At 39.3% G+C, this 11715-nt stretch carries 8 protein-coding genes; 1 reads left to right on the forward strand and 7 read right to left on the reverse strand.

Features of this window, described 5'->3' with window-relative positions; all coding sequences use genetic code 11:
* Positions 1-9: 9 nt before the first annotated feature.
* Genes DV740_RS06850 through DV740_RS06880 form a run of 7 tightly spaced genes read right to left on the reverse strand, consistent with a single transcriptional unit; the run spans position 10 to position 11127 of the window.
* Complete coding sequence (locus tag DV740_RS06850) at positions 10-1809, reverse strand: ATP-binding protein (RefSeq protein WP_118087733.1); 1800 nt, start codon at positions 1807-1809, stop codon at positions 10-12.
* 11 nt (positions 1810-1820) lie between these two features.
* On the reverse strand, positions 1821-3551 hold the full coding sequence (locus tag DV740_RS06855) for a DEAD/DEAH box helicase (protein WP_118087734.1): 1731 nt from the start codon (positions 3549-3551) through the stop codon (positions 1821-1823).
* Positions 3552-3561: 10 nt separating this feature from the next.
* Complete coding sequence (locus tag DV740_RS06860) at positions 3562-4725, reverse strand: aminotransferase class V-fold PLP-dependent enzyme (RefSeq protein WP_118087735.1); 1164 nt, start codon at positions 4723-4725, stop codon at positions 3562-3564.
* A gap of 15 nt (positions 4726-4740) precedes the next feature.
* A complete protein-coding gene (locus DV740_RS06865) occupies positions 4741-8304 on the reverse strand; it encodes a hypothetical protein (protein WP_118087736.1) in 3564 nt (1187 codons plus the stop codon).
* 14 nt (positions 8305-8318) lie between these two features.
* On the reverse strand, positions 8319-9200 hold the full coding sequence (locus tag DV740_RS06870; RefSeq protein ID WP_158561534.1) for a DUF4007 family protein: 882 nt from the start codon (positions 9198-9200) through the stop codon (positions 8319-8321).
* Positions 9201-9205: 5 nt separating this feature from the next.
* Positions 9206-10927, reverse strand: a complete 1722-nt coding sequence (locus DV740_RS06875; protein ID WP_118087738.1) for a phosphoadenosine phosphosulfate reductase domain-containing protein — start codon at positions 10925-10927, stop codon at positions 9206-9208.
* A 5-nt stretch (positions 10928-10932) separates the two neighbouring features.
* Positions 10933-11127, reverse strand: a complete 195-nt coding sequence (locus tag DV740_RS06880) for a helix-turn-helix domain-containing protein (protein WP_118087739.1) — start codon at positions 11125-11127, stop codon at positions 10933-10935.
* Positions 11128-11304: 177 nt separating this feature from the next.
* Here DV740_RS06880 and DV740_RS06885 point away from each other — a divergent pair, with 177 nt between their 5' ends.
* Positions 11305-11634, forward strand: coding sequence for a helix-turn-helix domain-containing protein (locus tag DV740_RS06885; RefSeq protein WP_117698000.1), 330 nt, complete (start codon positions 11305-11307; stop codon positions 11632-11634).
* Positions 11635-11715: the final 81 nt, after the last annotated feature.

Genomic DNA, 11715 nt, shown 5'->3' on the forward strand with positions numbered 1-11715 from the left:
TATCACCTGCTATTTCAAACTTCCATGTTGTGCATTGATATATTTTCTTAATCTTTCATTCCATGTAGCAATAAGATTATCATTCTCATCTTCCTGTCTGCGATTAGTCTCATCAATTGCCTTAACTAAGGATGCCACAAAAAGTTCAAATGCCACCTTTGCATCATTTGATTTTATCAAATCTTCAAGAAATGTCTTATAAAAAATATGATCCATATTAAACTTTACATAACAGTTTCCCAAACCAAATGAATAGTCAAATAAAGCTGCCAGTTTTCCCATATTCTGATAGTCTATATTAACCTGATTTTTAAGATTATTTACGATTTCTTCCTGCTGAGGATCTATAACCCCTCTCTCTTCTAACTGTTGTTTGCTCTTTTCGTATAATTCCTCTTTGGAAGTAGTTCTTCTTACCTCTGCGGATTCACTTTCCTCATTCGGTATTTCACTTTCTTCTACTTTATTTATTATTTTCGTTGTCGGAGAATCTATATCCTTTGAAGACCTTGTATTTTCTCTGGTCTTCTTATTTTCTTTATACATCCGTTCTATTGTAGGATGAATTATGCTATACAACTGTACCCATACCGGTTTTACAGGCTCATCCAAATAATCATCTTTATCTATCTTTCTCAATTCGACAAACTGCTTGTTATTTGCCACTCCAAACGCTTCATCCAGAACAGGATCAAATTTAATTTCGCAGCCCCACCACCTATGTTGCGGCTGATTAATATTTTCATAAAAATCGAACTGTCCAAAATCAATTTCTCTATTTGCCCGTACAATTGATATTCCTTCCAATTTTTTTACATAGCTTCCTAATGGCTTTCCACCCGGATCTCCTGCTACTGCTGTCTTGTCATAAAATTCCTTTTTTACTTTTGAAAAACGAATTTCAATGTTGTGTTCCTTTGTTTCTCCTGTTATCTTATCAATATATTGAATAGGAAAATAAATAACTCCATCTGTATGCTTCTCATCTGTATAAGGTTCAAAAATACTTTCTGTGTAATTTATATTATCGCCTGGACAGATATTTTCCGGTGTTGCAGGATTTCCCAATACATAATTTGGTTTCATGAGAAACAGCGGATCATTTGGCATTATTCTTTTTGAATTATCCTGATTTTCATGATGAATTAAACTGATATTACAGATTCCATCATGAATAAAATATCTGAACTTTTGTCCTAATGCAAATTCCAATTTTTTAAACAGAAATGATACTGTTTTAGGCACTACTCTATCACAGTTTTTCCACAATACAAATGTGCCACTCTCCATAAAATTGTACTCTTTTACAGCATCATTCTGCCCCTGCATTTTATAGGTTAAATACTTCTTATATTTTGAAGGAATCTCACTTTGTACCGGATCTTCCAATACGGTTTGTTCTCCATCCTTTACTTTATTTATGTCCAAAAATACTTTCTTGCAATTATCATATCCATTCTGCCAGGAGTACACATCAACTGATGGGCATGCATATAAAGAAGCCTGTGGCAAACCAACGCCAAATCTTCCCATTCCTTTTCTGTCAGTTCTTGTGGAATATCCAATTCCAAGACAGCTTTCCAGTTCTAACTGCTCCATTCCTTTTCCATTATCCAGGAATCCGATTTCTTTAATATTATTTCTTCCTGTTTCAGGATTATATTCTTCCGATACAATTATTAAAATATCTTTTGCCTCTGCCTGAATAGAGTTATCAATAATTTCTGCCATTGCACATTCAATATTTTTATAACCCGTATTTCTCAGTGCATCTCCCATTGTCTGAATTACAAATATGTCTTTTGCCATAACTTTTCCTCCTATGCATTCCAATAATTATTAAAGTGTGAAAATGCCATATTTTCATTAAACTGATTCAAATTGTCTTTTACATCTATTAATAAGCATTCCTTTTTTCCGCCCATCTGTGGTCCACGAAGCCCGCGTCCTAACATCTGGCTATATAGAACTACCGATTGTGTTGGCCTTGCAATAAAAACACATTCAATATTTGTTGCATCAAACCCTGTTGTCAGCACTTCATAATTAATCAAAATATTCATATCATTTTTTGTATCTTTAAACTTCTGGATTGCTTCTCTTCTCTCAGTTGCTGACATCTCTCCGATTACCAATGCATTAGGTATATCTTCCAAAGTAAGCATAGAAGAAAGTAATTGTCCATGTTTTACAGAACACGCAAAAACGATTGTAGGCGTCTGTGATTGATTTAGCGCTCTTAATTCCTGCATAATCCTCAAATTTCTACTCTTATTTTTTCCAATCACATTAAGTGCTGCAGGTGAAAAATCGGAATAACCATTCTTCGTGGCTATTACTTTTATCTTTGACAGTTCTTCATCTGTTAATTTTTCTGCATATGTAAGCTCTTTCTTCTTTATCTTTGCCAGTACACCTCTGTTTTGAAAATAACGGATAATGTCTTTTTCCACTTCAGCATTAAGAGCTTCCTGCCTGGACATATTCACTTCATTCATAACTTTCGTATCAATGGATATGATTTTGTTTCCAAACGTCGATGCTAACAAATCATTTTCAAAACTCATTTCTGTTGTTCTGCCCGGCGTTGCCGATAATCCCATCAACGCACAGTCCTTCATTTCTCCCGTTCTACGCATAAAATGTTCAATTACATTTCTCGTCTCCTGAGCTGCTGCTTTATGTGCCTCATCATATACAACTAATCTGGTAGCATTTACAAGCTTCTGAAATTTGTCCGGTTGATTTTCCTTCATAGACTGCAATTTTTGTATTCCACAGACCATAAAACCAGACATATCTTCCGGAATAGCTTCTATATTATGTTCTCCCCAAAGTTTATACGTTGAAATTTCTCCATTTCCTATGTTCTTCCAAACATTAACAAAGGTATCATATGCCTGCTGCAACAATTCTGTTGTATGTGCTATCCAGACAATTAATCCCTGTTTCTTTAAATTATAATTATAGTGATGACATATGATATGCGTTGCCGTCTTGGTTTTTCCTGTTCCGGTCGGCATATGTATTAAAAAACGTCTTTGTTTATATTCTGAAGTCAGTATATTAAGTGCTCTCTGGCGAATAATATATTGATAATCCAACAATTCATAAAACTTATCATATGATGCAATTTTTTCAGATGAAACTTCCTCTACACTTTGTTCCTGAAAAATATCTTTTTCCGAATAGTTCAACAAATGAAGTACATGATTATTTATCTGGCTTTCACGCCAGTTTTTCTTCGCTACTACATCTATAATCAGTTCCGGATCCTCACAGGTTCTATATTTTTCAGGCAATTCTACACGAAAATCCAGAATATCTTCTTTTTGAAAGGTACTCAAAATATGATGTCTGAATTCCTTACTCTTTAAAATATTCACCCCATAGATGCACATGATCATATCAACCAATCTTTTCTTCGTAAGCAGGGCTTCACTCCCTGTATTCCATTCAAGTAAAGATTCCACAAGATCTTCTCCAAGAAAACTTTTTAAATCTTCCAAGGAAAATTTCATCATATGAGATCTCATAACTTCATTCTCCATCTTCTTCCTCCTACTCCGCCAGTTCCCCGACGGCGGCAACCAGTGTATCTATCTCTTTCTCCGTGGTATATCTTCCGATTCCGACCCGGACGATGCCGCCGAAAGCTTCATCCTTTAAATGCTTATGTATCAGTGGTGCACAGTGATAGCCGGTTCTTACGGCAATTCCATAGTCTGTGTCCAAAAGCATGCCCACCTCGGACGCCTGATAGCCCCGGATATGAAAAGGAACAATTCCGACTTTGTCCTGCCCGAAATCTCCATATAGTTTCACGCCGGGAATCCGTTTTAGCTGCGCAATTAATTTATCAGTCAACTGTTGTTCATGCACCAGCCAGTTTGCTGTTCCGGCTGCCTTTATCTCCATGAGAGCTGCACGAAGTCCTGCTATTGCTACAATATTCGGACTGGCTACCTCATAACGGGCAGGGCTTTCCAATGGCATCTTCGGATTCAAGGAATCACTGCCGGTTCCGCCTGCCAGAAAAACCTTCAGCTTTATGCCATGTCTTAAGAAAAATCCTCCTGTTCCGAATGGACCATAAAGATTTTTATGACCAGCAAATGCTACAATATCTGCCGGAACTTTTCGCATATCAAGCTCTGTCAGTCCAAGGGACTGGGATGCATCGATTACTGTGATTGCATCATATTTCTTTGCAATTTTGCATATTTCTTCGATGGGGAGTATATAACCTGTCACATTGCTGACCTGTGACAGAAAGATATGGGTTGGCGGCTGCTCCGTAAAAAGATATTCCATTTTTTCCAAATCAATTTTTAAGGATTCTTTTTCCAAAGGAAGCTCTATTGTGGTAAACCCAATCCGCTCTTTCCATAAATCCAGTGGGCGAACCACCGCATTATGTTCGTAAGGGCTGACATAAACCACATCCGTTTCCTTCCAGTCCATTCCGCCAATGATCTGATTGAAAGCAACAGTAGCAGAGGCAGATAAAACCACCTCTGCCTGCTCTTTTGCATGTACTAAATCAAGCAGTGATTCTCTTGTTTCCGCGATAATTTCATCCGCCTCTTTTGCAAGGGCATAGGAACCCCTCCCTGCATTAAATGCAAGGCTGCGGTTGACCCGGTCCATTTCCGTATATACTGCTTCCGGTTTTGGATATGTTGTTGCCGCATTGTCAAGATAAATAATTTCTTCTGTATTCATAACTACAACTCCTTGCTACTTCGTCAGTTTCTCTATCATCTGAACCAGTACTGCTACCTTCTGGTTCACTTCCAGACTGTCTCCGAATTCCTCCATAGCTTCTTCCATGGCATTTTTCAGGAAATAACTGGTGCTGTCATCCTCTGCTTCATAGAATTTCTTTACCTTTTTTCCATCACTTCCGGTAAATTCTATCATCTGCCTGCTGCCGGACTCACTCTGTTCCATTCCGATGTGTTCAATCTCTGCCTTTAACCGGGCAAGTTCTTCTTCATACTGCTTCAAGGACTCATCCCGCCAGTCTTCCATATAAATATCAAGGACTGCCTTGGAAAGATGTTCTACAATTTCCTGTTCATTGTGGGTCTGCATTCTGGATAAATAGCCCATCAATGCCGTCACCTGATTGCTGGCTAGAAAACTCTTTGCCGCCTTTCCCTGCTCCTCATACCATGCCTTTAAAACGCCGGAAAGGCTGTCTTCTTTTGCTGCGCCATAGATTTTCTTTGTGACTTCTATTGCCTGCTCATTTTTCTTAAAAAGGAAGGTATCTAAATATTCTTTTCCTTCTTTGATTTGCCGTGACGTTTCTTTTAAATTCTTTTTCTCTACCAGTCCCGGAAGCTGTTCGAACAGCATTTCTCTTGGGTTCGGCTCCATATTTTTAAGAATCTTACGAAGCCCTTTGATAAATGCATAAGCTTCCTCATCCATGCCTTCCGGACATGTCTGGAAGGAAACAGCAATCTGCGGCAGACTTCTGTACCACCGTTGCATTGCTCGCACCAGTTCATAAAGCCGGTTTCGTTTTCCAATACTCTGATAGGTATCCTGTCCGCAAAAAATTTCTTCTAACTGCTTAATATACTTCTCTTTATTTACCGTTTCCTTTTCCACATAGAGGCTGTAATTCTCCGGATGTTCTTCTATGTTGTCAAATATTTCCGGCGTAATCTCCACTTCACGCTCCTGTAAAAGAATGACCGGTGTATCCTCAAGTTCCGCAATCTGCCTTGCGATATAAATTGGAATGATACCTTCTCTTACTCCATAGCCTTTTCCGGAAAGGCTTTCATAAAGTTCGGAAAAACTGTGTTTTTTCCCGGCACAGCGGTTGATATATTCCATGATTTCCTGTAATACCTGCTGGCTTCCCTCTTCTGCTCTTCCTTCATCCAGTACCCGTAAGGTTGCCCGGTAAATGGTTGCTTCTGCCGCCGAACCGTTCTCCCACTGTGCCATTTCTTTTCCATTTAAAACAGCATCTACAATGGTTCTTCTGGCACGTTTTGTCTGGGACGACACCTTTCTGCGGTTAATCATTTCATTATTAATTTTCGGAGTCAGATTATAATATTCCTCACAGATTCTACTGAGCGTACGGTTAAATTCACCTACTGATTTACTCTTGTTCCGGGATACAATTCCACATAATACTGTGCAGTTCCCATTTTCCGGAAGATAACGCTTTTCTAATGCCGCATTGATTTCATAAATCAAATCGTCTTCATATAGCTGCAATTCCTGCTGCAATACTGCATTTTCTTCTAAAAATGTCTTATCTTCTTTTAACTGCCGGACTGCTATCAGACGCCGGATATTTTCTTCTTCCATTAACGGTTCTCGCGGAATGAGGACTACGATTCGCTCGTCCTTTAACTCCTTCAGATGCTGCCGGACTTTTTCCATATCTGTTGTCTTATCTGCATCCGTCAATGCGATAATCTTTCCGTCTGCGGGTTTCTCTTCAAAAAGATATTCTGCCTTCTTTAATGCAAGAAACTGCTCTAACTTTTTATATTCATAATGAAAATATCTGGTCATGGTGAATTCCTGATTATACTGCTTTGGCAGGACATAATCTAATTCTGCAATTTCACCTAACACTTTTTCGATATTTACTTTTTTCTGTTTCTGTATTTCTTCCTGAATCTTTTTTTCGATATCGACACCGACATTATTTTTAAAATCATAAGAAGCAGTCCGGTTTCTCCACTGTATTAATTGTGCTTCTTTTAACTGTTCTAATTTTTCTTTTACAATTCCATATTCCAGTCCGCTTGCCAGATAGATGCTTTCATCGTTTACCGGAAGTTCTTCTTCATTTCCCATCATCTTAAGCAATGCCATTACTTTGATGATGTTTTTTTCTTCCTCATACTCTGCCTTTCCAAGGGCATACTCTGCCTTCAGCCATTCCGCATGAATATGGATAAGGTCTGTATTTTCCCGGAATAATCTGGAAAAATAATCATAAACGACTGCCGCACCGATTCCATGGGCTTCCTTTTCATCTTCTTCAATCAGGCGTACCAGTGAACCCGGCTCATTATTTGCAAGGAAAGTAAACACGCTGCGTTCATTCTGTGCCACTTTTTCACTGATTCCTAATAACAGATAAACGGTAAGCGGCAGCAAAGGAAAACAGCCTTCCTTTACTACTGTGTCATACTCTTCCTGTTCAAAAAGTGCAGAAATGCAAGGCAGTTGATAGGTATCTTCTAACACCTTTTTCCACTCTGCATTTTTTGCTGCCACACGTCTGCATTCCTCTATATCCTTATGAATGGCGTCCATCACCAGTTCAAAATTATTCTTCGCAGATACTACGAACCGGACTTCTTTTAATCTTCCTTCTACTCCATCAAAAGCATCCTTTATATTTTTTGATAACTGATGTCCATATTCCTTAATACTCTTGTGGGCAACACATACGATATGAATTTCCTCTTTGCCGGAATTTGCCAGCTCACACATGTCCTGCAATACCTTCATATCTCTTGCAAAGGTTGCCTCTTCATGACCTTCCACATATTTGCTGAACTCATCGAATACAAGGAAAATGCCTGCATAACCGTATTTTTCACATAAAATACGATTGATGCCCTCATAGACCTTCATGGTTTCAATATTTACAATCGGCTGGAACTGGCTGCCGGAAGTCACTTTCGGATAAATTTCCCGGAATGCTTCTAAGGCATCTTCCTGCATTTTATCCATCTGTTTTCTCCACTGTTCAATGGAGCGACCATGCTCTGAATGCATCAGTTCTGCAAACTTCTGATAAGTCTTGGGATAATTTTCCATCCAGTTATCCGCTGCCTTTTCTGCTTCCTTATAATAGCTGTCCGGAACAATGTCGCTAAGTCCTGCATACTGCAATGCTTCTGTCAGTCCTAAGACGAAGGCATCCGAAAGATTCATAATTGAGCTGGATACAATAACCGGAAGGAATTTTTTCTTCTGATTCTGATACTGCTCTATCAATTCTGCTGTTTCTGCATCTAATTTGCTGATTCTTTGAACCAGGTCATTTACCTTTTCATTTTCCGGTGCAGAAAGAATCTGCAACAATACCAGCAGTAAATGTGATTTTCCTTTTCCATAAGGTCCAATCAGAATCGTTGCTTTTTCCTTTTCCTGTCCCATTACTGATTTCAGATATTTTTGCAGAATTAATAAAGATGATTTGGTTGGAATATAACTTTCCAGCTTGGTATCATCCTGCAAATCCAGTTGTAAATTTATGGAATTTTGAAATCTTTTATCTATCTCAACGAAATCTTTCAGTCTCTTCATCTTGATCGTTCCCTTTATTTTTCATAATATAGTTCCGCAACTTCATACGGTCCCCAATCTTTCTCTTCATTTTTGTATACCATATCCAGTCCTGCCGTCCGGTTCAGCCGGATATAGCCATAGTTATCCAGTTTATCCAGATATTCATTCAATGCCGCCCGTTTTAACTGCAGGACTTTTCCCGGACCTTTTGCATCTTCCAAAAGGCTTGCAATACTGATGCTATTCGTTTTATTTTCTTCCCACATCTTTTCGATAAGATACCAGACTGCAAATGGGCTGAGCCGGTTTAAATTCGGCTGGCTCTTCCGGTATTTCCCACCATCCAGCTTTAATAATCCAAGGTGCGCAAAAGGACTGATGCTCTTATCCTCCGGGTCGTAATCCTCCACATGATCCCTGCTATACATCCGGAGTATGGCACTGCAATCATCTGCCAGCGAACGTCTTGGTATCTCTGTCCGTCCCGTTTCCACTGCATATTCCCGCATCATATAATCTTCCAGTTCTGTTCTTGTAAATTCTTCTGCCTGCAGCGTATTAAAGAAAAGATACCAGCTTGTAACTGCCTCGGCATTTGTCACCAGATTCATATGTACCAGCCAATAGGAAAAATCATCCTCAAAATACGGGTCCTTCTGATATACTAATTGACCAAGTGATTCCAGTTTTACGGCTGCCCTGTTTTCAGTTTTTCCAATGAATCCGGCTGACTGCATCCAGTAACGGATTGCCTTTGCCATATTGGTTCCGACTCCCAAAGCATCTGCTCCGGAATTTTTACTGAATACAGTCCCATCCTTTTCTACTGCTGCCAGTCCCTTTGTCAGCCAGCCTTCCCGCAATATAAATGTCTCATGACCTTTCAGTCGAATCTTTTTTATCATTGCTCCCATTCTTCTTACTCTTCCCTTTTTCCTCGTTTTGTTGCCAGCACTTTTCTGATGTAACAGCCACCTACATAATGGTTGACACACTCTCCACAGCGGACACATTTTTCATCCAGAATATGATAGGAAATGCTCCCATCCTTTTCATCCCGGATAACAATCGCATTGTGTTTGCAGATACTTTCACAGGCCTTACAGCCCATGCAGAGCTGATATTTGGTCAGCTGGCATTTTATCTTATCTTCCGCTGTTTCCAGATTTTTTGCTCCATCCAGATGCATATCATAAATTGTCACCTTCAGAGTAGTCTTACCAATCCGTCCCTGCAATTTGATTCTTGGATTGCCATTTTTTGTGGTAATAAACACTTCTCCCAAACGCTCATTTCCAAGATTCTTATTGATATATCCAAACGGCCGGAATAGCTCATATAATTCTTCTGAAATCGGCCGCTGCAATTCATAATTAAAGCTGTTTTCTTCCAATACACAGGGTTTAAATGACACCACTGCTTTATTGGCATATTCCACGCCATTTCCGCCCTGTCTGGCTTTCCATTTGCCATCCCGGATATAGCTTTCTGCATCCGGCTTACCGATCCGCCTTGCAAAATCAACCAATAATTCCTGCCAGTGCTTTGACTGCTCCGGCATATAAATTCTTGATAAAAATTCTGACCAGGCACTGTTATTCGGGCAGCACCAGCAGCCTACTCTGGTATAACCCCAGCGATATGCGTCATTGAAATCTATCTTTGTAGTCAGAAGATACAGCCAGATATCAAAATCCATCCAGTCAATAATCGGTGAAATCGTAATCTGCTTCGTAATCTTCGAACCTTCTGTCTCCCGCTCATATTTGCTTCTGCTGGCAGACTCGCTTCTGCGGATTCCATAAAAGGTAATTATTTTATCTTTGTCTCCAAACAGAGCCTTTATCTTCCGCTGGATTGCTCCTGTTTTAAAAATAGTACAGCACCAGCGCATGACACGGCTCGGCGGTCCCATCAGTTCACACAGTTCTTCAAAATTCTTTTCTTTATTTCTCGATGACAGAACCGGTGTCTTCGGATGCTCTTTCTTAAACCGCTCCACATAGTGCATGGTTTCCGGAAATTCCAATGTAGTATCCCCGAAAATATGAAGTATCTTCGGTTCTGATAACGCCCGCATTACAAGACTGGATACCACCGTGGAATCCTTTCCACCGGAAAAAGAGACAAACATATCCTGAATCTTATAATTCTTCGTGCTCTCTCTGATATAACCGGTCGCTTCTGCGGTTATCTCTTCATAACGCTCCCGGTTCTCCTCTAAGAATCTTTTTATATAGGAATCAAAATACTGATAGGTATTCTGTTCTCTCAAATCCTCATACTGCTTACGCACTTCTTCTGCGTCTACTTCTATTAAATCTTTTACAGAAAAGTCAATTCGTTTGCCATTGACATAATATTTATTTCCGGAGCCGTTCCATACCGAATCTTTTAAAAATGCAAATGGCTTTTTCAGCAAAATTTCTAACAACAATCTTTCCTCCGGAAATACCGGGCGGATATCCGATACCATTCTCCTTGGCTTACTGCCACAGGAACATTTTTTCTGATATAAAGGAATGTTACAGGTATCACACCAGTAAATGTCGGATTTTTCCAGTTCCGCCCGTTCCTTGCATACCGGGCAGACGCTGGTCTGTGTTATGATATTATCTTTCGTGCATCGATATCTTTGCATTTAACTCACCATTTCTTCAATTCTTCCGGTTTCACATTCAAATAGGAACACAATTCCAGAAACTCTGTTGCGTTCAGGCTTTCTTTTGCTCCCACCTGCAGTTTATCCTCCGAAATGGCGGTATCCCGTGCAACCTGTGTTACGGATAAATGATTATCTGCTATGTATATTGCTAATTTTTCTGTTATTGTCTTTGCCATTTTCTTTCTCTCTTTAAAAGATTCCAACTCATAATATTCTCTGACTCCGGGAATATTTTCTTATAAATAGCATTATATTCTTTCTTAAAGAGAATATCAACATTCATTTTTCCCGTTATCCGAGAATTGTTTGACGTTCAAAATATGTTAGTTTATGATTAAAAAAGAGGTGAAAAAATGAAAAATGCAAACATCGCAAAAGTATTAAAAGAATATCGCAAACGCAACCAGCTTTCCGTAACGGATGTCTCAATCCAGTTAAGTGAGAAATCTGTCCCGGTAGCGCCAAAAACTATTTATGGCTGGGAAAGCGGTCAGACCCAGCCGGATGCCGATACGCTTTTGCTCTTATGCGAAATATATAAAATCAATGACATTCTTGGAACTTTCGGTTATGACGATTCCGAAAAAATTATTCTGACCAGACATGAAAAAGAATTGATTCTGCAATACCGGAAGCACCCGGAAATGCAGGAAGCAATACAGAAATTATTGAATTTATCTTAAAAGTGCTATCTTCCCGACAGTAAAAAAATCCCGGATAGCTGATAAAAATGAGATGTTTCTCAAATTATCAGCTATCCGGGA

It is taken from the genome of Roseburia sp. AF02-12, from assembly GCF_003461765.1.
GTDB lineage: Bacteria > Bacillota > Clostridia > Lachnospirales > Lachnospiraceae > Roseburia_C > Roseburia_C amylophila.